This is a genomic window from Tamlana carrageenivorans, from assembly GCF_002893765.1.
Classification (GTDB): Bacteria; Bacteroidota; Bacteroidia; order Flavobacteriales; family Flavobacteriaceae; genus Pseudotamlana; species Pseudotamlana carrageenivorans.
Map to the genome: position 1 here is coordinate 3806441 of NZ_CP025938.1, position 22373 is coordinate 3828813.

A 22373-nucleotide genomic window follows, 5' to 3' on the forward strand; every position below is an offset into this window, starting at 1 on the left:
TTCAGGCTTGACACTTAAAGATTCCTCCTTTCGTCCGAATGACAATGCGTTTTCAAACAAACTTTTAACTGTTGACTGTTGACCTTTGACTGTTGACTCAGGAACTATCCAACTTTGAAACTTTGTAGCTCTGTAGCTCCAATATTAACTAATTCAGGCTTGGCCCTTAAAGATTCCTCCTTTCGTCCGAATGACAATGCGTTTTCAAACAAACTTTTAACTGTTGACTGTTGATCTTTGACTGTTGACCTTTGACTGTTGACTCAGGAACTATCCAACTTTGAAACTTTGTAGCTCTGTAGCTCTGTAGCTCCAATATTAACTAATTCAGGCTTGACACTTAAAGATTCCTCCTTTCGTCCGAATGACAATGCGTTTTCAAACAAACTTTTAACTGTTGACTGTTGGCTAAGAAACTATCCAACTTTGAGTCTTTAAAACCTTTTAACCTTCCACTTCCAAATCAACGAACTTAAAATGCGTTCCATCAAAAAGACCTTTATCACTTAATTTTAACGACGGAATAACCAATAAAGCCATAAAAGAAAGCGTCATATACGGTGCATTTAAGGTACTGCCTAATTGTTTGGCCATTTTATCGAGTTCGGCATAAGCTTTACCTACCGTTTGGCCGTCTTGATCGCTTATGATACCTCCCACTGGGAGTGGTAAAATTTTTGAATCTGAATTAGAAACAGCACAAACACCACCTTTATGTTCAATAATTAAATTAACGGCTTTGCAAATGGCCTTATCACTAACACCAACTGCAACAATATTATGGGAATCATGCCCAACTGAAGCTGCAATAGCGCCTTCCTTTAAATTAAAATTTTTAATAAAAGCCAAAGCTGGAGGCTGATTTTGGTAACGATTAACAACCACCATTTTTAGAACATCTTTATCTGTATTTGAAACTAAATTTCCGTTGTCAATAGTTACAGATTCAATAATTTCATTCGTGATTAACTGCCCTTCTAAAGCTTCAATAACACGTATTTCTTTTGCGGAAGACATCACTTTAAACTCGGATACTTCTTTTAAATCGCAGTTGAAGTTATTCAAATTTTCAAATGAAACTGGCGAAATTAATGATCTGCCATCATTAAACACCAAAGTCCCATCGATATAAGTTTGGAGGGTTTTAAAATTCACCAAATCTTCAACAACGATACAATCGGCTACATCTCCAACTTTCAAGGTTCCCACATCTAGGGTATAATGTTTAACCGGATTTATGCAGGCCATTTGTAAAATCTTAAACAGATCCATGCCTTTTTTCACTGCCCGAGCACACAATTGATTGATATGACCAAGCATCAAATCATCGGGATGTTTATCGTCGCTACAAAACATCATATTTTCAAAATGTTCAGGCACCAAATCGATTAATGCGTCGAAGTTTTTGGCCGCACTGCCCTCACGAATTAAGATTTTCATCCCTTTTCGAAGCTTTTCTAAGCCTTCTTCATAGGTAAAACTTTCATGATCGGTTGAAATTCCAGCATTAATGTATTTGGTTAATTTATCCCCAACCAGTCCTGGCGCATGGCCATCAACAGGTTTGTTAAAATGCTTTGCCCAGGCTATTTTTTTTAGCACTTCTTCATCATCAAAAATCACCCCTGGGTAATTCATCATTTCGGCTAAATATTTTATATCGTCTAGCTCTAAAAGTTTTTTGATGTCTTCGGCATTAATTTCAGCACCAGCAGATTCAAAACTGGTAGCTGGCACACAAGATGGCGCTCCAAAATTAAATTTTAAGGGTACTTTTTTACCATTCTCAATCATGAATTCCACGCCTTCAACACCTAAAACATTGGCAATTTCATGCGGATCGGAAACCGTAGCAACCGTACCATGAGCGACTGCCATTTTTGCAAATTCGCTAGGTACCAACATAGAACTTTCAATATGAATATGAGCATCTACAAATCCAGGAAGTATATAATAATTCACCTCATGACCCTTTTCTTCTATAGAAATAATTTTTCCTGATTCGAAGGTTATTTCCCCTTTAAAAATTCGTTTTTGATGGATGTCGACAATCTGCCCTTGTAGTTTCAAAATGATTTAGTTTTTAATTTCTATTTTTAAAATGGATGTGGTTTTTGAAGTCACTTTAAAGCGGTTATCAGCGCGTTTATTGACCACCCAAACAATAGCGTCTCCACTGCACAACAACCAGACATTTTCTTTATCTAGCAAAGACATTTTTTCGTCTTTAAAATACTTACTCAATTTCTTTTTACCCGTCATTCCCAAAGGATAAAACACATCGCCTTCCTGTTTTTTTCTTAAGGTTAAAGGATAATTTAATAAGTTTTGATCAACATAAATCACCTCTAGTGAAGTTTCCAAAACGGCATCAACCTGACTGAAAACTAAAGTTCCAAAAGGCGTTTTCTTAGACTGTTCTTCTTCTGAAATTGAAATATTTCCGGTTGCATCTTGAGCTATATCGCTCAGCAATAAATGATCCCTATTCTTAATTAAGCGGTATGTATTTGATAGCACTTGTTTTCCGGTTTCGGCATCCAGCAGATTTAAAATATCGTCCCAGGCTGTAAAACCAAAATCTTTAAAGGTTTCATATAAAAAGGCTTTAGGTTGTGCCTTTTTTTTGAATTCTGAAATTTTAAATTTTACGGTGGTATCGTCTATATTCTCAATCGTTTTACTCAGAAAATCATTAATAGACTCATCAATAATATCGGAAGCGCCTTGTAAATTATGAAGGGTGTTCTCAAAACTATTTAACAAACTCGGATTGATTTCTTTTAAAATAGGAATCACCTCATGACGTAGTTTATTTCTGAGGTATTTTACCGATGCATTGCTACTGTCGTCGCGCCAAGCGATCTGGTTTTCCTCAGCAAAAACGTGGATCTGAGCACTCGAAAACTTCAATAAAGGTCTTACAAACTTTTGGTTGACTTCGGGAATACCTGTTAAGCCTTCAATACCAGTTCCTCTGGTGAAATTAATTAAAAAAGTTTCCAAATTATCATCGGCATGATGGGCTGTTAAAATATAGTCGAAACCCAATTGTTCCGATAATTCATTAAACCAATTATAACGCAATTCACGAGCTGCCATTTGTATGGAACGCTTTTCATCTTTGGCGTATTTTTCAGTATCAAAATGCTGTATAAAAACCTCTAAATTCAGCTTATCTGCCAATTGTTTCACAAAAGATTCATCGGCATCGCTTTCTTTTCCGCGCAAGTTAAAATTACAATGCGCCAAAGTAATATTGAGCCCTGCTTTATCACATAAATGCGTTAAAACCACACTATCTATACCTCCTGAAATGGCGATAAGCAGCTTCTTCTCTTTTAAAAAATGAAAATGATTTTCAATGTGTTTTTTGAATCCTTCTAACATGGTAATAAATATACAACTTGTAATATTATTTCGTGGATTAATCGGTTAGCAAAGAAAACGACCTCTTTACCCCATATGATTATGGCTTTTCTAAAACCGTACGCATCGCCTTAGCCTTTATCAAGCACTCTTCATATTCACGAAGGGCATCACTTTTCGCTGTAATCGCACTTCCCACCGAATAAGACACATAACCATTACTTTGGTTATAAAGAATACTTCGAATAACCACATTAAAGTCGAAATCGTTTTGCGGGGTAAAATAACCAATAGCTCCAGAATAGACGCCGCGTTTGGTTTCTTCGAGATTTTCAATGATTTTCATGGCTGAAATTTTTGGAGCCCCCGTCATACTTCCCATTGGAAAGCTACTCTTAATAATATCGACTGGGTGCGTGGTGGCTTCAACCGTTGAAGTTACCGTGGAAATCATTTGATGCACTTGCTCGAAAGTATAAATCTCACACAGTTCTTCAACCTTTACACTGCCTTTTATGGCGGTTTTAGATAAATCGTTGCGCACCAAATCGACAATCATGATATTCTCGCTGCGTTCCTTTTCGTCTTTAGACAAATCGCTTTTTAGCTGTTCGTCTTTTTCCTGATCCTTAGATCGTTTAGCCGTGCCTTTTATAGGTTGTGAAATGACATGCACACCATCCTTTTTTAAGTAACGCTCTGGCGAGGCACTTAGCACAAACTTATCGTTCATTTTAATGAAAGACGCAAAAGGTGGTTTGGAGATGCTATTTAATTTATTATAAGTTTCTAATGGATTGATTTGCGTGTTTTCGGCGTAAAACTCCTGACAAAAATTAGCTTCATAAATAGCACCGTGCTTAATATGTTTTAGCATGGCATTCACTTTCTCGCAGTAAGCATCTTTATGAATGCGTAATTTTATTTTTAGGGCTTCAGATGCCTTGTCCTGACTTTTGTCTTCAAATTTATGAATCGCTTTTATATCGGTTTCAAGCTCATCATCAACTGCTTTTAAATATTGAATTTCAACTGATTCACCTTTAAAGAGAAACAGTTTTTTAGGTTGAAAAAAGTATAAATCGGGAAACCCTAAGCCGTCGTAGTTTTCAGACTGGAGTACTTCAACATCATTTTTTAGATCGTAAGTTAAATACCCGAAAATCCAGTCTTTAGTTAAACTCTGATATTCCTTCAGTTTTTCAAAAGCCTGAAAATAATCGGTTTGAATACAGGTAAAAGCATCAACCGCTAAAACCGCATCGTATTTTGAATATTTTTCATCATACTGATTAGAATCTAGCCAAACCAAGTCGTCGTATTGCAAACTCCACTGCAAGGCTTTTTCCTTAAATAAAGCAACATCATCTAAATGATAAATTTGTTTTGTTCTCAAGCTTAAAATTTATGCTGTAAAGTTACTTAGAATACTTAAAAAATTGCAAGATTTGTAACTTAGTTTAAATAATCTGTCATGTTTACTTTAGAAAATGAATACCTGGAAATCGCTGTAAAAAAAACAGGTGCCGAATTATGCCAAATACGTGCTAAAAATCATCAAACTGACTTTATGTGGGATGCGAACCCTGAGATTTGGAACAGTTATGCGCCCAATTTATTTCCGATTATTGGCGCCTTAAAAGATGGCACATATATGTTTGAAGGGCAATCATTCCAGCTACCAAAACACGGTTTAGTTAGAAACAACCCTGATGTGACACTTCACAAACAATCTGAGAATAGCTTAACTTTTAAACTGGGTTACAGCGAAAAATCGTTAAAAATCTATCCGTTTAAGTTTGAATTCTTTCTCACCTACACTTTAGAGGCAAACAAAATAACACTCACGCACGAGGTTAAAAACATGGACTCCACACCCATATATTTCTCGCTTGGCGGACACCCTGCTTTTAAATGTCCTGTTTTTCAAAATGACGATTACGAGGATTACACCTTAGAATTTGAACAAGAAGAAAACGCCAAAACCCATATGATTAACATGGAAAACGGACTGATTTCTTCTAAAACTAAAACCATATTCAAAAACACAAAAACACTACAGCTAACTCATGATTTATTTCGTGCCGATGCCCTAGTTTTTAAAGATTTAAAATCTAAAAAAGTAGTATTGCACAGTAAGAATCATGGCCCCATTTTAACGGTTAGCTACCCTGACTATCCGTATTTAGGCATTTGGGCAAAACCTACGGGTGATTATGTATGTATCGAGCCATGGCTAGGCATTGCAGACCATGAAAACACCAATCAGGATTTTAAATCCAAAGAAGGGATTATAAAACTTGAAGCTCAGAAGTCTTACTTAGCAAGCTATTCAATTGAAATTGCCACAACGCATTTAACATAAATAGAATAATAAGCGTAACTTTGCCAGCTAAATAGTACGCTAAAACCTTGTTTGGTTGGCACAATAATTACGGAAACCTTCTTTTTATGGCAAATTTTCAAGATTTAAACTTAAACACACCATTATATAATGCCCTTGATGATTTAGGTTTTACAACCCCTACGCCCATCCAAGAGCAAGCCTTTAATGTGGTGGCTTCAGGAAAAGATGTGATTGGTATCGCACAAACAGGTACAGGAAAAACCTTTGCCTACATGTTGCCTATTTTAAAAAATTTAAAATATTCCAGACAAGAAAACCCGAGGGTTTTAGTATTAGTGCCTACCCGTGAATTGGTTGTACAAGTGGTTGAAGAAATTGAAAAACTATCCAAATACATTAATAATCGTGTGCTTGGGGTTTATGGCGGTACCAACATTAACACGCAAAAACAAGCCATTGCCGAAGGTTTAGACATATTAGTAGCCACGCCAGGCCGTTTATACGATTTGGCTTTGAGTCGTGTGTTACAACTTAAATCCATTCAGAAATTAGTGATTGATGAGGTAGATGTGATGTTAGACTTAGGATTTAGACACCAATTAATCAATATTTTCGATATTCTTCCGGAACGCCGACAAAACATCATGTTTTCGGCAACTATGACTCAGGATGTGGATTTATTAATTAATGATTTCTTTAAAAATCCAGAACGTGTATCCATTGCTGTTTCAGGAACACCACTAGAAAACATCAATCAAGTTCGTTACAAAGTGCCTAACTTTTACACAAAAGTGAACCTGCTTACAAATTTACTTCAAGACACCGAGCAGTATAATAAGGTGCTTATTTTTGTGGCATTTAAACGTATGGCAGACCGTTTATTTGAGCAATTAGACGAATTTTTTAAAGAAGAATTATGCGTGATTCACTCTAACAAAACGCAAAATTACCGTTTACGAAGCATCGAACAGTTTAGAGAAGGTCACAACCGTATTTTAATTGCTACCGATGTGATGGCACGCGGATTGGATATCGATAATGTATCACATGTTATTAATTTTGATACCCCAGAATATCCTGAAAACTACATGCACCGTATTGGTAGAACCGGTCGTGCTGAACGTTTGGGTGAAGCTTTAGTTTTTACAACTGAAAAAGACCAGGATGCTATTGAAGCCATTGAAAGCTTAATGAAAATGCAAATTCCGGTATTGGAAATGCCTGAGGAAGTGCAAATTTCAACAGAACTTATTGAGGAAGAGCGTCCGCAAATAAAAGAGCGCAACAACCCTACAAAGCGTAAAGACGAGGATGCTCCTGGACCTGCATTCCATGAGAAATCGGCTAAAAATTCTAAAGAAAATTTAGGTGGTTCTTATAAATTTAAAATCGCTGCTAAATACAAAAAGCCTAAAACTAGAGGCGATAAAAATTACAATAAGCGCAATAAGAAAAAGTAGCATTTTCCTTAATTTATTGTAACTTTAATTATCTTTTTCTAAACACACAGAGAGAGCTAGGTCATGTTACACAAAATAAACGTCGTTTAATGTATGTCAGATTCTGAAAAGTTTGCTAAAACTGCCTATTTACTTTTAGAAATCGCATCTCTTTTAATGGTTTCTGGAGCTAACACCAGTAGAATACAAAGAAGTATTAATCGTTTTGCCTCTGCTTTAAACTTTACGGTTCACACATGGATTCATCAGAAAACCATTATTATGACCTTAACGGATGAGTCCTCTAAAGTTAGCGACACCAGAGTATTCAATTTACCTCCGCATGCCATAAACTTTAAAACCATTTCGGAAATTAGTAAAGCCAGTTGGAAAGCACAGCGCGAAGACTGGGACATCGACAAAATAACAACTGAAATCGAACGCATTAAAGGCTTAGACAAATACCCCAACATTGTCGTTTTAATTGCTGTAAGTTTTGCTGTTGCTGGGTTTTGCAATATTTTTAAAGGCGACTACCTTAATATGACCGTCGCTTTTGTGAGCGCTTTTACAGGGCTATTTGTTTCACAACAAGTACATAAAAGACATTACAATTTATACGTTCGTATATTTTTGGCTTCACTCACGGCTTCGTTAGTGGCTTCATTGGGTATTGTATTTGATATTGGGGCTAAGCCACAAACCGCATTGGCCACTTCCATCCTGTTCTTAATTCCAGGAGTGCCTCTAATCAATTCGTTTACCGATTTATTAGAAAACAATATTTTAAACGGACTGGCTCGATTTGCAGTTGGACTAATGATCGTCTTAGCCATTGCAACAGGTTTGTTTTTGGCCATGTCTATTTTTTCAATAAACCGCGTTTAAAGTATGACTGAAATTTTATTACATTTATTAGAAGTGTCGTTTTGGTCTGGGGTAGCCGCTGTGGGTTTTGGTATTTTATTCAACGTACCCAAACAAACCATTTTAAGCATTTTTATTTTAGGTTTTTTAGCAGGATTAATCAAATTTAGCATTTTACACCATGGTCATCATATTGCATTGGCTAGTTTGGCAGCCGCTTCATTTGTAGGCTGGGCAAGCATTCCTATCGCCCATAAAATTCATCATCCACCAGTAGTTTTCTCTATTCCTACCATGATTCCTATGATTCCCGGTTATTTTGCCTATGAAACCATTTTATCTTTAATGCATTTTGTGTTTGTAGAAACCGATCCCGAAAAGCGCCTTTTACTCATAGACGCCATGTTTTCTCACGGATTTAAAATGATTTATGTATTAATAGGATTAACTTTTGGAGTGGCGTTGCCTCTACTAGTAATGAATAAAGGGAGTATTAAGCAGTTGCGAAAGAAATAGGGTATTTGAAAGCAGTGATGAACAATTAATTGCGAAGCTGACAAAATAACAACTTGCCCTTTGATTTAAGATAAGAATCCAAATTCCTTTGCAAGGGTGACAGAATTTCATTGTCGGTATTCCGTTTAATTTCTGAGTCTAATTCCGATAACAATATTTTCTTTTAAGTTTTAAAAGTTCCTCATTTTTAAATTTCTTCAAACGGTTTCGTTTATGATTTGTGGCGTGTATAAGCATATAAAACCGAATATAAATTCTGATAAGATTTTCATAAACAAACTCGAACTAGCCATTAATTACAAACCTTGTTGGCGACTGGCTCTATTCCGTTCTACTTTTAAATTCTAATATAATTATTGTTGAAATTAGCTAATTGATTCACCTATTGGAGTTTCATCATTCGAGTCAGTTTGTTCAGGCTTGGATTTAGAATTGTTGTTTGCATTCTTCAATAAATCTCTGAATGTTTGACCATTGCATTTAACCTCTGCATCAATGTAAATTTGATGCTTGAAGTACCAACTAGAAAACCCCCATGCGATTAGAACAATACCAAAAATCATGCATGTAATAGCGTACACTTTATATTTGTTTTGTTCATTTTTAGAATATTCTAAGTCAGTATCTCTCTTATAACTCTCAATAATTGAATTTTCATATTCTTTAGAGACTTTATGTATTTCTAGAAAATCATTTTTAATTCCAGCATTTTCTGGCAAAATATCTTCAATATAAAGATTATTTTCTGATATTTTCTTTAATCTATTATTAAGCATTTCCATTCGCATGTTAAACATTTGAATAGTATTATTTAAAAAGATACTATCCGTTCTTCTTTTATTATAAGATAATTCTCTTTGAATTTTAGCATCATGAATATTTCTATCGAATGCTTGATATAAATAATTTGAGGCTGCAAAAATTATCAATCCAAATATCGCGGAAAATTTATAAATGTTGTCGGTTGGAACATTAGGTATACTCATAGAATCAAATATATTAATTTGTTACGTGACATTGATTTATGCAAAATATTAAATTCTCTTTTCTTATTAATTTTTTTTAGCTTGCCAATAACCATCACATATAACAAAATAAATCAGCTCATAAATTATTATGAGTAGTGAACAATAGAAAACTCCATCATAAACAAACGAGGCAGCTTCAATGAAACTGCCTCGTTTTGTATGATAGAATAAAATCTCTAAAAATTAAATATGAAGTGCACGATCTTCAGTAGCTGCTAGAGCTGCTTCTTTAATCGCTTCAGTAAATGTAGGATGCGCATGAGACATACGAGAGATGTCTTCCGCGGAAGCGCGATACTCCATAGCAACAACCGCTTCAGCGATCATATCGGCAGCACGAGCTCCAACCATGTGTACCCCTAAAATTTCATCTGTATTTTTATCGGCCAAGATTTTTACAAATCCGTCTAAATCCATACTCGCTCTACTTCTACCTAAAGCACGCATTGGAAAAGATCCTGTCTTGTAAGCCACTCCAGCTTCTTTTAATTGCTCTTCAGTTTTACCAACTGTAGCAACTTCTGGCCATGTATAAACCACACCTGGAATTAAGTTATAATCGATGTGAGGTTTTTGTCCTGCTAAAGTTTCGGCAACAAAAACGCCTTCTTCTTCAGCTTTATGCGCTAGCATCGCTCCTTTAACAACATCACCAATAGCATAGATATTAGAAGCACTTGTTTGTAAGTGCTCATTCACTTCAACACGACCTCTTTCGTCTAATTTCACACCAGCAGCTTCAGCATTAAGACCGTCTGTATAAGGACGACGCCCCACAGAAACTAAACAGTAATCCCCTTTAATTTCTACCTCTTCGCCTTTTTTATTATCTGCTTTTACAATAACCTCGTCTCCTACGGTTTCAACAGATTTTACTTTGTGAGACAAGTTCATTTTAAACTTCGCCTTTTTAAGTACTTTGTTAAGTTCTTTAGATAAACCAGCATCCATAGTTGGGATAATACGGTCCATATACTCCACTACAGTAACCTCGGCACCTAAACGTTTGTACACCTGACCAAGCTCTAAACCAATAACACCACCACCAATAACAACTAAGTGTTTAGGGATTTCTTTTAATTTTAAAGCTTCGGTAGACGTAATAACACGTTCTTTATCTAGTTTAATAAACGGTAAGCTAGATGGCTTACTTCCTGTAGCTATAATGGTGTTTTTAGCTTCAATTTCGGTTGTTTCTTCACCAGCAATAGTAATATGCGTGGCATCTTTAAAACTTCCTAAACCTTGATAAACATCGATGTTATTTTTCTTCATTAAGAAATCGATACCTCCTGTAGTTTGATCGACAACGGCTTGTTTACGAGCGATCATTTTTTCCAAATTCACTTTAATGTCACCTGGAATTTCAATACCATGTTCTTCAAAATGCTTTACGGCATCTTCATAATGGTGTGAAGAATCTAAAAGCGCTTTACTCGGGATACATCCCACATTTAAACAGGTTCCGCCAAGGGTTGCGTACTTTTCTATAATGGCCGTTTTCATGCCTAATTGTGCGCAACGTATTGCGGCTACATATCCTCCAGGACCCGAGCCGATAACGGCTACATCGTATGAATTCATAATATATTTTTGTAATTATCTTAAGTTAATGTCAGAACCAAAAATACGAATGTTTTACGCTTCAACAATAAAAAACAAGGGTTTATAAGTTGAATTGGCAATTTCTAAATTTAAGCTGATAAATTTTCCTAATTATCTTAATAATCATTCTAAATACCAAAATATTTCTATAACGTTTTCGTATGTGATTAACTTAATATTTTAACACAAACATTGTTGCATCTCTTTATTATAACTTTAAAAACAACATATTCATCAGTTTTTTTCATATTTTACAAGTATTAATCCTTAAATAAATCATATATCATGGAAGATCATATTTATAAAATTATCGAAATTGTAGGAACATCAAACACATCTAGCGATGATGCCGTTTCTAATGCTTTAGCTAAAGCCTCAAAAAGTATTCAAAACTTAAGATGGTTTGAGGTGACTAACACCCGAGGAAATATTGAAAACGACAAAGTGGGTCGTTGGCAGGTAACGCTTAAAATAGGCTTTACCATGAACGATTAAAATAAAGCCATTACAATTTATGCAATGAAAACGCACAATATTTAAGACACAAATTAAAAATTGTTTAGTTTTGTGCTTCATGCAGAAAAAGATAAACATACAGAATAAAAAGGCGCGGTTTCAATATGAAATTTTAGACAAGTACACAGCAGGCATAGTGCTAACGGGTACCGAAATAAAATCGATTAGAAACAGTCGTGCGTCTATAGCCGAAAGTTTTTGTGAATTTAATGACAAAGGCGAACTCTTTGTGATTAATATGACCATTGAGGAATATATTTATGGTACCTACTACAACCATAAACCCAAAGCCGAACGCAAACTTTTATTAAACAAAAGGGAATTAAAAAAATTACAAAAGGAAGTTCAAAACACAGGGCTTACCATTATTCCCTTGCGCATGTTTATTACCGATAAGGGGTATGCTAAGCTCGATATTGCTTTAGCTAAGGGTAAGAAGTTATACGACAAGCGTGAAACAATTAAGGATCGCGATAACAAAAGAAACTTAGACCGCGTTAAAAAAATATACAAGTAGTACAGACCTTTGGCTTTAAATTTGATGCGGATAAAAAAATCAATTCTAACCTCATGCTAAAAAATCTATCCTTACTTTTTGTTTTTGCTACAGTATTTAGCTTACAAGCCCAAGACGCTACCAAAACCGATACGACTGCTGTAAAAAAAGTAGAATTCAAAATAGATAAAGAAGCCGTGTTAACTCTTGACGGCACCATAAAAAGTTTTTATAAAGTCATTTCTGCTAAAAAGGACACGGTTAGAAACTGGAAACAATTCAAGTATTTATTTAAAAAAGATGCCAAATTAATTCCTTGCGGAAAAGACAAAATGGGGGTTTACCACGTGGGATATTTATCACCCGATGAATACAAGAAAAAATCTAGTGATTGGTTTAAAAACAACGGTTTCATCCAAAATGAAATTCACAGAAAAACTGAAATATTTGGCAATATGGCCCATGCCTTTAGTACGTTTGAAGCCTACCATAAAACCTCAGACGAAGAACCTTTTTTAAGAGGCATTAACAGCATTCAACTTTTATACGATGAAGAGCGTTGGTGGATTATCAATATTTATTGGACCCATGAAACTTATCGCAACCTCATCCCTAGAGATTATTTGCCGCCTCGAAAAAAAATCTAGTTTTTATCTTCTAACAACGGCACGAATCTAAATTCTCCAAATTCTTCTTGTTCGAATTCTTTTGGACCTTTTCGGGTAAACATGGTCATGATTTGCACATCATCACCCACAGGAATCACGAGCCTACCTCCTACTTTTAATTGTTTCAATAACGGTTTAGGAACAAAAGGAGCGCCGGCTGTTACAATAATGCCATCGAAAGGCGCTTCTTCCTCCAACCCAATATAACCATCACCAAAAATTAACTTTTTAGCACGATATCCTAATTTTGGTAAAAAACGACTGGTAATCTTAAACAGTTCATTTTGACGCTCAATGCTATAAACCCTAGCACCTAACTCGCATAAAACGGCTGTTTGGTAGCCGCTTCCGGTGCCTATTTCTAAAATTTTATCGCCACGTTTTATTTGAAGTAATTCCGATTGAAAAGCTACAGTATAAGGTTGCGAAATGGTTTGATCGGCCGCAATAGGAAAGGCTTTATCTTGGTAAGCATGGTCTAAAAAGCTAGAATCCATAAATAAATGACGAGGAATATTTCCTATCGCCTTCAATACATTTTGATCTTTTATGCCTTTGCTAATTAAAACATTGACAAGCTGTTGTCGTAAACCTTGATGTCTGTATGTATCTTTCAAATTGGTTGGGAGTTTGGTCTACAAAAATACGCGAAGCTGCTTAAGTGCAAAACCATTTTTTATATTTTTATTTTTACTTTTTATCAGACCAAAAAATAAACTTAAATCCCCAGTATCATACTTTAATTATCTTATTTTTGTTGAAAACCTAAAAAATTATGCTAAAAGCTGGAGTACTAGGTGCGGGACACCTAGGTAAAATTCATTTAAGACTTCTTAATCAATCTGAAAAATATAATCTTGTTGGTTTTTATGATGCCGATGAAGAAAATGGTAAAAAGGTTGAAGCCGAATTTGGATATAAATTTTTCAACTCAATTGATGCCCTAATAGAAGCTGTAGATGTTGTAGATATTGTAACCCCAACACTTTCGCATTACGATTGTGCCAAAAAGGCCATCGCCAAAGGTAAACACATCTTTATAGAAAAACCCATCACCAATACCGTTGAGGAAGCCGAACACATTCGTGAACTGCTTGCCGAAAATAATTTACGCGGCCAAGTGGGGCACGTAGAGCGTTTTAACCCAGCTTTTATAGCCGCAAAAAACGATATTAATGCGCCCATGTTTATTGAAACACATCGCTTGGCAGAATTTAATCCTCGTGGTACCGATGTGCCCGTGGTTTTAGACTTAATGATTCATGATATCGATATTATTCTTAGTCTTGTAAAATCCAAAGTAAAACACATTTCTGCTAGTGGCGTTTCTGTTATTAGCGACACCCCAGATATTGCTAATGCGAGGTTGGAGTTTGAAAATGGCTGTGTTGCTAACTTAACCGCTAGCCGTATTTCACTAAAAAATATGCGTAAAGCGCGATTCTTTCAAAAAGACGCCTACATATCGGTAGATTTTTTAACTAAGAAATGTGAAGTGGTAAAAATGAAAGACGCTCCAGAAAACCCTGGAGATTTTGATATGATTCTTCAAAATGCTGAAGGTGTTAAAAAACAAATCTACTTTGATAACCCTGAGGTTCCAGATAATAATTCGATTTTAGACGAATTAGAAACCTTTGCTGATGCTATAAACAACAATAAAACACCTATTGTTTCGTTACACGATGGCACTGAAGCACTTCGCGTAGCTACTCAAATTATAAATTGTTTCTAGATGAAAAATGTAGCAATTATAGGTGCAGGAACTATGGGCAACGGTATCGCACATACCTTTGCGCAAAGCGGTTTTGATGTACAGTTGATTGATGTAAATCCTGAGGCCATAAAAAAAGGCATGCAAACCATTACCACCAATTTGGACCGTATGCTTGCTAAGGAAAAAATTTCAGAAACCGATAAAACAGCTACCCTAAACCATATAAAAACCTTTACGAATCTAAAAGAAGGTGTTGCTAAAGCCGATTTAATCGTTGAAGCGGCCACCGAAAATTTAGATTTAAAACTCAAAATATTTAAAGACATAGACGAAGCGAGCTTAGAACCAGCCATTCTAGCCACTAATACTTCGTCCATTTCCATTACACAAATTGCAGCGGCTACTTCAAACCCGGAGCGAGTTATTGGCATGCATTTCATGAATCCTGTACCGATTATGAAGTTGGTAGAGATTATTCGCGGGTATAATACCAGCGACTCGGTTACTAAAACCATCATGGATCTTTCTGAAACTTTGGGCAAAGTACCAGTAGCAGTCAACGATTATCCTGGATTTGTTGCCAACCGCATTTTGATGCCCATGCTTAACGAATCGATTGAAACCTTATACAACGGCGTAGCTGGCGTTTATGAAATCGATACCGTAATGAAACTGGGCATGGCGCACCCTATGGGACCTTTACAATTAGCCGATTTTATTGGTTTAGACGTCTGTTTATCTATTTTAAATGTGATGTACGACGGCTTTAAAAACCCGAAATACGCTCCCTGCCCCCTATTAGTAAATATGGTTCGTGCTGGAAAATTAGGCGTTAAGTCTGGCGAAGGTTTTTACGATTACTCGGAAAGTAAAAAAGCCGAAAAAATTGCTACTCAGTTTTTAAAATGACCTGAACTACAATATAAAAAATAATATATTTTAAGTTTTTTGTCATTTCGAAGGAAGGAGGAACGAAAGACGAGAAATCTCACTATATAGAGATTCTTCCTCATACTTCGTCTGAATGACAGCTAAACCTTAAAACCCTTGTTGCTTTTAAAGCTTCGAGAAAAAAAAGCTAATAATGACTATTTCAGAAAACCTGAAACACATACAAGCAACCTTACCAAAGCATGTTACTTTGGTAGCGGTTTCTAAAACCAAACCTGTAAGCGATTTAATGGAAGCTTACAAGACTGGACAACGCATTTTTGGAGAAAATAAAATCCAGGAAATGGTTGAAAAACACGAAACCATGCCTAAAGATATTCAGTGGCATATGATTGGCCATGTGCAACGCAATAAAGTGAAATACATGGCCGAATTTGTCAACCTAATTCACGGTGTGGATAATGTGAAGCTATTAAATGAAATTGATAAGCAAGCCAAAAAACACGACCGCATTATTGATTGTTTGCTTCAGATAAAAATAGCTTCGGAAGATTCAAAATTTGGTATGACGCCAAGTGATGCTGAAGCGATTTTAAAATCGGAAGCCTTTTCAGCATTAAAAAATATTCGAGTAACCGGGCTCATGGGTATGGCAACTTTTACGGAAGATGAAAACCAAGTAAAGGCAGAGTTCAGCAGCTTAAAATCGGTGTTTGAATCCCTAAAACACATAGAAAACGAAAACTGTAAACTGCAAACCATTTCCATGGGGATGAGTGGCGATTATCAATTAGCTATCGCTTGTGGCAGCACCATGATTCGTGTTGGAAGTAGTATATTTGGAGTTCGATAATGAATAGTGAATAGTGAATAGTGAATTTAAAAAAAGAGTATTGATTTCACAATGAAGTCAGACAGTTAAACAAAAAACAAATAAACGCATAAACAATTTTTGTACGCCATATTAGACATAGAAACAACGGGAGGGAAATTTAATGAAGAAGGCATTACCGAAATAGCCATCTATAAATATGACGGTCATGAAGTGGTCGATCAATTTATAAGCTTGATTAACCCGGAACGTGAAATTCAGCCCTTTGTGGTGAATCTTACCGGAATAAACAGCAACATGCTACGCAATGCACCTAAATTTTACGAAGTCGCCAAACGCATTGTTGAAATTACCGAAGATTGTATTCTAGTCGCTCATAATGCCCAATTCGATTACCGCATTCTGTGTACAGAATTTAGACGCTTAGGTTTTGAGTACGAACGCCGATCCTTATGTACTGTAGAACTGGCTAAAGATTTAATTCCCGGACAAGCCTCATACAGTCTCGGCAAGTTAGTGCGTTCTTTAGGCATTCCTGTTACCGACAGACACCGTGCCTCGGGTGATGCTTTGGCAACGGTGAAATTATTCAAATTACTTCTGGATAAAGACACCAATAAAACCATCATTAAAAACGCTATAAAAACGAGTCCGAAACAAAAACTAGAACCTAAACATTTAGATATTATTGCCGAGATGCCATCCATTACAGGCGTTTATTACATACACCAAGAAGATGGCGAGATTATTTATATAGGCAAAAGCAATAATATTAAAAAACGCATCAATCAGCATTTTACAAATAACAATACCAAAGCAAAACGTATCCAAGCTAAAGTAGCCTCTGTTACCTACGAAGCCACAGGCAGTGAATTGGTGGCACTGTTAAAAGAGAGCGAAGCTATAAAACGCTTAAAGCCCAGATTTAATCGTGCTTTACGTCGTTCCATTTTCAATTATGCACTTTATCAATTTGTAGACGAAAACGGTTATATCAATTTAAAAATAGATAAGGCCGATGGTCGAAAAAAAGCCATAACCACTTTTAGCAACATGCAAAGTGGTAAAAGCTTTATCACCCGAGCCGTTGAAGAATTTCAACTCTGCCAGAAACTTGCAGGTATATATAAAACTAAAACCAGTTGCTTTCATTACGATATAAAAAGCTGTCATGGTGCCTGTATTCAAGAGGAATCGCCCGAAGATTATAACAAACGTGTGCTTGCCTTAATCGACAAATACAGTTACGCCAATAAAAACATGGTAATTGTAGATCGGGGTCGCGAAGTTGATGAGCGCAGCGCAATTCTTATTGAAAACGGCGTTTTTAAAGGCATCGGGTTCTTCAACCTAAACTACCAAATTAATAATCTCGAAGTTCTCGAATCCATTATCACGCCCATGGAAAATAATCGCGATGCACAACATATTATCCAAAGCTATATGCGAAGAAACAAGCGTTTAAAAATTGTAGTCATAGACAAATAGCAAAACCTACAATACTTTTCTTATTTTTGATGTTATGACGACGCCTAAAAAAAATTGGAAAACCAAGCTTTTTGTTATTATCTACGGTACAAACACACCAGCTGGAAAACTGTTTGATGTTATTTTACTCTATACCATAATCGCTAGTATTTTACTTGTTATGCTAGAAAGTGTGAAAAGTATCGACCAGCATTATCATACCTTTTTAAATATTTCGGAGTGGATTATCACCATTCTCTTTACCGTCGAGTACATTCTTAGAGTGGTAACAGCAAAAAGACCTTGGCAATATATTTTTAGTTTTTACGGGCTCATCGACTTACTGTCTACCATACCAAAATACATCTCTTTATTCTTAGGAGGAATTCATGCCTTAGCGGCTTTACGTGCTCTAAGGTTACTTCGTATTTTTAGAATTTTAAAACTAGGTCGGTATTTAGGCGCTTCCAATAACCTTTTAAACGCCTTAAAAGCCAGCCGCGCCAAAATCTCAGTTTTCCTGTTTGCCGTACTTATAATTGCCGTTATATTAGGCACCATTATGTACATGGTTGAAGGCGAAGAAAATGGTTTTTCTAACATCCCGAAAAGTGTATACTGGTGTATCGTAACCCTTACCACCGTAGGTTTTGGCGATATTGCGCCACAAACCCCATTAGGACAATTTATTGCCGCCCTTATTATGATTTTAGGTTATGGCATTATTGCCGTTCCAACGGGTATCGTATCTGTAGAATACAGCAACCAAGCATCGAGCACCAAAAATAGCGACCAAAACCCAGCAGAAATCCCTCAAAAAATTTGCCCCAACTGTTTGGCTGAGAACCATCGGGAAGGCGCAAAATTTTGTTACCAATGTAGCGAAAAACTTTAAGGCCTTTTGGGCGTTACCCCGCTCTGGCGGCGATTTCCTAGAATATGGCAAAAAATATATATCTTAGAGAAATGGAACAAGAATCAATACTTTCAATCGTCTCACGTTTTGGTACTCAGAAAGCGTGTATAGAGCACCTTGAGTCTATTCGTTGGCCTAATGGGCCTGTTTGAACTCATTGTGGAAGCATGCATATTCATAATCGAAAAAATTCAAATAGACATTTGTGCAGGGACTGTAATAGTTCTTTTAGCGTTACGGTAGACACTATAATGCACGCTTCAAAATTACCATTACCCAAATGGTTTGCAGCAATATTTTTAATTGTTAATGCTAAAAAAAGGATTTCTTCACTACAACTTGCTCGTGATATTAATGTTAACAAAAATACAGCATGGTATATGCAAAAACGCATACGAGAAGCTATGTATTCTGATTCAGATGATCTATTAAAGGGTATTGTCGAGGTAGATGAGAGCTATGTTGGAGGAAGCATGACTAATATGCGTAAGTCTTATAAAAAGGAACTCGGTATTTATCCTGGAGGAATGGAACACAAAAAGCCCGTTCTTGGGATGATGCAGCGGGAAGGGTTAGTGAAAGTTATAGTGATTGATAAGGCTGATGCAAAAACCATTAGACCATTGCTAAACAAGCACATTGATACAGCAAGCGAGGTAGTTACAGATGGTTTTGGAGCTTATAGAATGCTTCATAAGACACATGCAAAACATGTTAAGCTCAATCATTCAAAAAACATAATGTCATTAGGAAAATATAATACTTCTAGATTGGATTCTTTCTGGACAACAATCAAAAGGGCTATTGTGGGTCAGTATCACCGAGTAAGCCCTGAACATTTACAGAGCTATTTAGATGAAATCGCCTTCAAGTTCAATAATAGAGAAGAGGATTTATTTAGTCTTCTAATAACTAGAATTATTCAACAAGAACCAAGAATTGCCGTTACCTAGGAAATCGCCCTTGAACGGGTTAAGGGTGGGAAAAAAATTGCTATGAAAAAGAAAAATTATCTACGCTCCCGCCAGTTTGCAACTGGTGGGCATATTAAGAAAACAACTCCACAACTTTACTATTTTATAGTTTTTTAACTACATTTATACAATGAGTAGAAATTATAAATTCCATAACAAATCTGGGCTATATTTCGTGTCTTTTGCAACTGTTTATTGGATAGATGTATTTACAAGGGACGTTTATTTTAATGTTTTGGCAGATAGTATAAATTATTGCCGAAAAGAAAAATCTATGGAGCTATATTGTTATTGTTTTATGCCAAGTCATATACATTTGATATTTAGATCTTCAACAGAGCAACCAATGGATTTGATTCGAGACTTTAAAAAATATACTGCTAAGAAAGTTATAAAGGCTATTGAAACCAATCCGCATGAAAGTCGAAAAGAATGGTTACTTTGGATGTTTGAACGTGCTGGCAAAAAGAAAAGTAATGTTAGTAAATATCAATTTTGGCAACATCATAATAAACCAATAGAATTATATTCCACATCCGTAATAAATCAAAAAATTGATTACATTCATAATAATCCTGTAGAAAGTGGCCTTGTTGTTAATTCAATTGATTGGAAATATTCAAGTGCTAGAAATTTTCAGGATGATGATACTGTTTTAAAAATTGATGATGCAGGTTTTTTGGGGTAATTGCTGCGTGAAAACCACCAGTTACAAACTGGCGGGAGCTACTCTAAATAGCTGAAAATTTATAAAAAGTATTCGTTGTAAAAATAAAATCACACCGCTACCGCTAGTCTGTGACTAGTGGAGGCAAGAGTAAACAAAAAAACCTTATAATTTTAAAACGAGTGTAAATTGCTGGTATGAAAACCACCAGTTGCAAACTGGCGGGAGCAGTTCTAAAAGCCTATAAAATTTAGAAAAAACGGTTCGCTATAAAAACAAAACCCACCCTTAAAAAAAATTAAGGATGGGAAAAAAATTGCTATGAAAAAGAAAAATTACCACCAAATAAAATTTAGTGGTTGCCAAATATAGTTTTTTTTTCCAAACTTTTAACAATAGTATAAGATATCTTACTTTTATTGTGCAGTATCTCATAAAGTGTGTAAACAAAAAATATCGAGGGTTGCAACCCTCGATATTTTTTGTTTAATTTTAAAATTTACACACTTATGAAGAAAGAAGATTTTCTAAACGACGATTTTTTAAAACAGTTCAAAACAGGAGACGAACTAACCTCCTTTCTAAAATCCATCCAAAAGCGAGGTATTGAAAAGATGCTAGAAGGAGAACTTGACGCTCATTTAGACTATGAGAAACATCAGCAATCCAATAATAGCAATACCCGTAACGGCTATGGATCTAAAAGGATAAAAACAGCTTTAGGAGAGACTAATATTAAAGTTCCCAGAGACCGAGAAGCTTCTTTTAACCCTATGCTGGTTCCTAAACGCACAAACATGGTTGACGGCATAGAAAACGTCATTATCAGCCTTTATGCCAAGGGTATGAGTAATTCTGATATTGAAGAGCAAATCCGAGAAGTTTACGATTTTGATGTATCTACATCTACCATATCACGTATCACAGATAAAGTTACCAATGATATTATTGCTTGGCAAAACAGACCCCTGGAGCCCGTATATTTAATTACTTGGATGGATGGTATTGTATTTAAGGTTCGGGAGAACTCTAAAGTCATTAACAAAACCATGTACATCGCCGTAGGACTCCGTAGAGATGGTAAAAAGGAAGTCTTAGGACTTTGGCTGGGTAAGAATGAATCGGCAGCCTTTTGGATGAGTGTACTAACCGATATGAAAGCCAGAGGCGTTCAGGATTTGCTTATCACGGCCACAGATAATCTTAACGGTTTCACCGACACCATTAAAAATGTTTTTCCTGAATCTAAAACCCAAATTTGCGTGGTACATCAGATTCGTAACGCTTGTCGCTATGTTGTTTGGAAAGACAAGAAGGAATTTGCAAAAGACATGAAAAATATCTATGATGCACCCACCAAAAACGCAGCAAAAGCTGCTCTAGAGGACTTTGCTCAGAAATGGGAACACAAGTACTCTTATGCTATTAAAAGCTGGAGAGACAACTGGGATGAGCTTACTGCTTTTTATGAATTTCCTGTTGAAATTAGAAAAATCATTTACACTACCAACCTTATTGAAAACCTTAATGGAAAAATCAGAAAGTACACTAAAAACAAGCTCTCATTCCCAACAGATGAGGCTGTTATGAAGTCCACTTTTTTAGCCCTTAGAGAGGCTACCAAAAAATGGTCGATGCCTATTAGGAACTGGGGCATTATTTTAAACCAGTTTTTAACTATATTTGAAAAAAGGGTTCAACTTTAAAAAAGCTAAACCCTCGATTTATAACTTACACACTTTTCGGGATAGTGTCCTATTTTTGATAATAGGGAATCTGGAAGTTTTCTAAAAAGGTCATTTTCACTATCTATTCCCATAAATTCGGCAGTAAGACTCAAACTGATAAGTTCTAAATCACTAAGCTTTGGTTGTCGTCTTTGATAACTTAAAAGTTGTTCTTTCGATATTTTTCTTAATACTTCCAATATTCTTTCGTAATTTGCACTCAAGTTGTTCATTATTAATGATTTGTAGTTAAATCAATTTACTGATTTTCAGTAAGATGAACAACTTTTTTCTTTTAAATCATAATGCACAACGGGTATATTTAATAATT

General features: G+C 35.8%; 21 protein-coding genes and 1 pseudogene. 15 read left to right on the forward strand and 7 right to left on the reverse strand.

The window, feature by feature from the left end; translation table 11 throughout:
- Window positions 1-444: 444 nt before the first annotated feature.
- The 3 genes from ade to pabB form a co-directional block, all read right to left on the reverse strand.
- Window positions 445-2070 carry an adenine deaminase gene (gene ade / locus C1A40_RS16720; protein ID WP_102996891.1) on the reverse strand — a complete coding sequence of 542 codons (1626 nt, stop codon included), beginning with the start codon at window positions 2068-2070 and terminating at the stop codon, window positions 445-447.
- Window positions 2071-2076: 6 nt separating this feature from the next.
- Window positions 2077-3390 carry a tRNA lysidine(34) synthetase TilS gene (gene tilS / locus C1A40_RS16725; protein ID WP_102996892.1) on the reverse strand — a complete coding sequence of 438 codons (1314 nt, stop codon included), beginning with the start codon at window positions 3388-3390 and terminating at the stop codon, window positions 2077-2079.
- A gap of 79 nt (window positions 3391-3469) precedes the next feature.
- Window positions 3470-4765, reverse strand: a complete 1296-nt coding sequence (gene pabB, locus C1A40_RS16730; protein ID WP_102996893.1) for an aminodeoxychorismate synthase component I — start codon at window positions 4763-4765, stop codon at window positions 3470-3472.
- 78 nt (window positions 4766-4843) lie between these two features.
- Between pabB and C1A40_RS16735 the strand changes: the two genes are divergently transcribed.
- The 4 genes from C1A40_RS16735 to C1A40_RS16750 all read left to right on the forward strand — a co-directional run bounded on the left by C1A40_RS16735 (window position 4844) and on the right by C1A40_RS16750 (window position 8538).
- Window positions 4844-5734, forward strand: coding sequence for an aldose 1-epimerase family protein (locus tag C1A40_RS16735; RefSeq protein WP_102996894.1), 891 nt, complete (start codon window positions 4844-4846; stop codon window positions 5732-5734).
- 86 nt (window positions 5735-5820) lie between these two features.
- Entirely contained in the window at window positions 5821-7176 is a 1356-nt protein-coding gene (locus C1A40_RS16740; protein WP_102997251.1) for a DEAD/DEAH box helicase, read from the forward strand.
- A 93-nt stretch (window positions 7177-7269) separates the two neighbouring features.
- A complete protein-coding gene (locus C1A40_RS16745; protein WP_102996895.1) occupies window positions 7270-8043 on the forward strand; it encodes a threonine/serine exporter family protein in 774 nt (257 codons plus the stop codon).
- Between the two features lie 3 nt (window positions 8044-8046).
- Window positions 8047-8538: a threonine/serine exporter family protein gene (locus tag C1A40_RS16750; RefSeq protein WP_102996896.1), complete on the forward strand. Its 492-nt coding sequence runs from the start codon at window positions 8047-8049 to the stop codon at window positions 8536-8538.
- Window positions 8539-8903: 365 nt separating this feature from the next.
- Here C1A40_RS16750 and C1A40_RS16755 read toward each other — a convergent pair whose 3' ends face one another.
- Together C1A40_RS16755 and lpdA are read right to left on the reverse strand one after the other, a co-directional pair.
- Window positions 8904-9524: a hypothetical protein gene (locus tag C1A40_RS16755; RefSeq protein ID WP_102996897.1), complete on the reverse strand. Its 621-nt coding sequence runs from the start codon at window positions 9522-9524 to the stop codon at window positions 8904-8906.
- 225 nt (window positions 9525-9749) lie between these two features.
- Window positions 9750-11150 (reverse strand): dihydrolipoyl dehydrogenase, encoded by a 1401-nt coding sequence (gene lpdA, locus C1A40_RS16760; RefSeq protein ID WP_102996898.1) that lies wholly within the window; start codon window positions 11148-11150, stop codon window positions 9750-9752.
- A 306-nt stretch (window positions 11151-11456) separates the two neighbouring features.
- On the opposite strand from lpdA, the gene C1A40_RS16765 reads away from it, so the two are divergent.
- From C1A40_RS16765 to C1A40_RS16775, 3 genes are all read left to right on the forward strand, one after another.
- On the forward strand, window positions 11457-11666 hold the full coding sequence (locus C1A40_RS16765; RefSeq protein ID WP_102996899.1) for a dodecin: 210 nt from the start codon (window positions 11457-11459) through the stop codon (window positions 11664-11666).
- Window positions 11667-11745: 79 nt separating this feature from the next.
- Entirely contained in the window at window positions 11746-12204 is a 459-nt protein-coding gene (gene smpB / locus C1A40_RS16770) for an SsrA-binding protein SmpB (protein WP_102996900.1), read from the forward strand.
- Window positions 12205-12257: 53 nt separating this feature from the next.
- Window positions 12258-12830: a hypothetical protein gene (locus tag C1A40_RS16775; protein WP_102996901.1), complete on the forward strand. Its 573-nt coding sequence runs from the start codon at window positions 12258-12260 to the stop codon at window positions 12828-12830.
- Here C1A40_RS16775 and C1A40_RS16780 read toward each other — a convergent pair.
- The gene (locus C1A40_RS16780) at window positions 12827-13468 is read right to left on the reverse strand and encodes a protein-L-isoaspartate(D-aspartate) O-methyltransferase (protein WP_067145826.1); all 642 of its coding nucleotides are present in this window, start codon (window positions 13466-13468) and stop codon (window positions 12827-12829) included. The two genes, C1A40_RS16775 and C1A40_RS16780, sit on opposite strands and share 4 nt — an antisense overlap.
- A 158-nt stretch (window positions 13469-13626) precedes the next feature.
- On the opposite strand from C1A40_RS16780, the gene C1A40_RS16785 reads away from it, so the two are divergent.
- From C1A40_RS16785 to C1A40_RS16820, 8 genes are all read left to right on the forward strand, one after another.
- The gene (locus C1A40_RS16785) at window positions 13627-14586 is read left to right on the forward strand and encodes a Gfo/Idh/MocA family protein (protein WP_102996902.1); all 960 of its coding nucleotides are present in this window, start codon (window positions 13627-13629) and stop codon (window positions 14584-14586) included.
- On the forward strand, window positions 14587-15477 hold the full coding sequence (locus tag C1A40_RS16790) for a 3-hydroxyacyl-CoA dehydrogenase family protein (RefSeq protein ID WP_102996903.1): 891 nt from the start codon (window positions 14587-14589) through the stop codon (window positions 15475-15477).
- A gap of 175 nt (window positions 15478-15652) precedes the next feature.
- Complete coding sequence (locus tag C1A40_RS16795; protein ID WP_102996904.1) at window positions 15653-16312, forward strand: YggS family pyridoxal phosphate-dependent enzyme; 660 nt, start codon at window positions 15653-15655, stop codon at window positions 16310-16312.
- 99 nt (window positions 16313-16411) lie between these two features.
- The gene (locus C1A40_RS16800; RefSeq protein ID WP_102996905.1) at window positions 16412-17779 is read left to right on the forward strand and encodes an exonuclease domain-containing protein; all 1368 of its coding nucleotides are present in this window, start codon (window positions 16412-16414) and stop codon (window positions 17777-17779) included.
- A gap of 34 nt (window positions 17780-17813) precedes the next feature.
- Entirely contained in the window at window positions 17814-18653 is an 840-nt protein-coding gene (locus C1A40_RS16805) for an ion transporter (protein WP_102996906.1), read from the forward strand.
- A 224-nt stretch (window positions 18654-18877) separates the two neighbouring features.
- Window positions 18878-19627 carry an IS1595 family transposase gene (locus C1A40_RS16810; protein WP_158651399.1) on the forward strand — a complete coding sequence of 250 codons (750 nt, stop codon included), beginning with the start codon at window positions 18878-18880 and terminating at the stop codon, window positions 19625-19627.
- Between the two features lie 151 nt (window positions 19628-19778).
- Window positions 19779-20336: an REP-associated tyrosine transposase gene (locus tag C1A40_RS16815; protein WP_102996908.1), complete on the forward strand. Its 558-nt coding sequence runs from the start codon at window positions 19779-19781 to the stop codon at window positions 20334-20336.
- Between the two features lie 488 nt (window positions 20337-20824).
- Complete coding sequence (locus C1A40_RS16820) at window positions 20825-22021, forward strand: IS256 family transposase (RefSeq protein WP_102996909.1); 1197 nt, start codon at window positions 20825-20827, stop codon at window positions 22019-22021.
- 50 nt (window positions 22022-22071) lie between these two features.
- On the opposite strand, the pseudogene C1A40_RS16825 reads toward C1A40_RS16820, so the two are convergent.
- Window positions 22072-22275 (reverse strand): annotated as a pseudogene (locus C1A40_RS16825) (IS982 family transposase); the annotation flags it as partial.
- Window positions 22276-22373 lie beyond the last annotated feature (98 nt).

What these genes read in the sequence shown, in the direction of transcription:
- tilS (WP_102996892.1), bottom strand. Translation starts at nt 3,390, where the DNA reads ATGTTAGAAGGATTCAAAAAACACATTGAAAATCATTTTCATTTTTTA.
- C1A40_RS16735 (WP_102996894.1), top strand. Translation starts at nt 4,844, where the DNA reads ATGTTTACTTTAGAAAATGAATACCTGGAAATCGCTGTAAAAAAAACA.
- C1A40_RS16740 (WP_102997251.1), top strand. Translation starts at nt 5,821, where the DNA reads ATGGCAAATTTTCAAGATTTAAACTTAAACACACCATTATATAATGCC.
- C1A40_RS16745 (WP_102996895.1), top strand. Translation starts at nt 7,270, where the DNA reads ATGTCAGATTCTGAAAAGTTTGCTAAAACTGCCTATTTACTTTTAGAA.
- C1A40_RS16750 (WP_102996896.1), top strand. Translation starts at nt 8,047, where the DNA reads ATGACTGAAATTTTATTACATTTATTAGAAGTGTCGTTTTGGTCTGGG.
- C1A40_RS16755 (WP_102996897.1), bottom strand. Translation starts at nt 9,524, where the DNA reads ATGAGTATACCTAATGTTCCAACCGACAACATTTATAAATTTTCCGCG.
- lpdA (WP_102996898.1), bottom strand. Translation starts at nt 11,150, where the DNA reads ATGAATTCATACGATGTAGCCGTTATCGGCTCGGGTCCTGGAGGATAT.
- C1A40_RS16765 (WP_102996899.1), top strand. Translation starts at nt 11,457, where the DNA reads ATGGAAGATCATATTTATAAAATTATCGAAATTGTAGGAACATCAAAC.
- smpB (WP_102996900.1), top strand. Translation starts at nt 11,746, where the DNA reads ATGCAGAAAAAGATAAACATACAGAATAAAAAGGCGCGGTTTCAATAT.
- C1A40_RS16775 (WP_102996901.1), top strand. Translation starts at nt 12,258, where the DNA reads ATGCTAAAAAATCTATCCTTACTTTTTGTTTTTGCTACAGTATTTAGC.
- C1A40_RS16785 (WP_102996902.1), top strand. Translation starts at nt 13,627, where the DNA reads ATGCTAAAAGCTGGAGTACTAGGTGCGGGACACCTAGGTAAAATTCAT.
- C1A40_RS16790 (WP_102996903.1), top strand. Translation starts at nt 14,587, where the DNA reads ATGAAAAATGTAGCAATTATAGGTGCAGGAACTATGGGCAACGGTATC.
- C1A40_RS16795 (WP_102996904.1), top strand. Translation starts at nt 15,653, where the DNA reads ATGACTATTTCAGAAAACCTGAAACACATACAAGCAACCTTACCAAAG.
- C1A40_RS16805 (WP_102996906.1), top strand. Translation starts at nt 17,814, where the DNA reads ATGACGACGCCTAAAAAAAATTGGAAAACCAAGCTTTTTGTTATTATC.
- C1A40_RS16815 (WP_102996908.1), top strand. Translation starts at nt 19,779, where the DNA reads ATGAGTAGAAATTATAAATTCCATAACAAATCTGGGCTATATTTCGTG.
- C1A40_RS16820 (WP_102996909.1), top strand. Translation starts at nt 20,825, where the DNA reads ATGAAGAAAGAAGATTTTCTAAACGACGATTTTTTAAAACAGTTCAAA.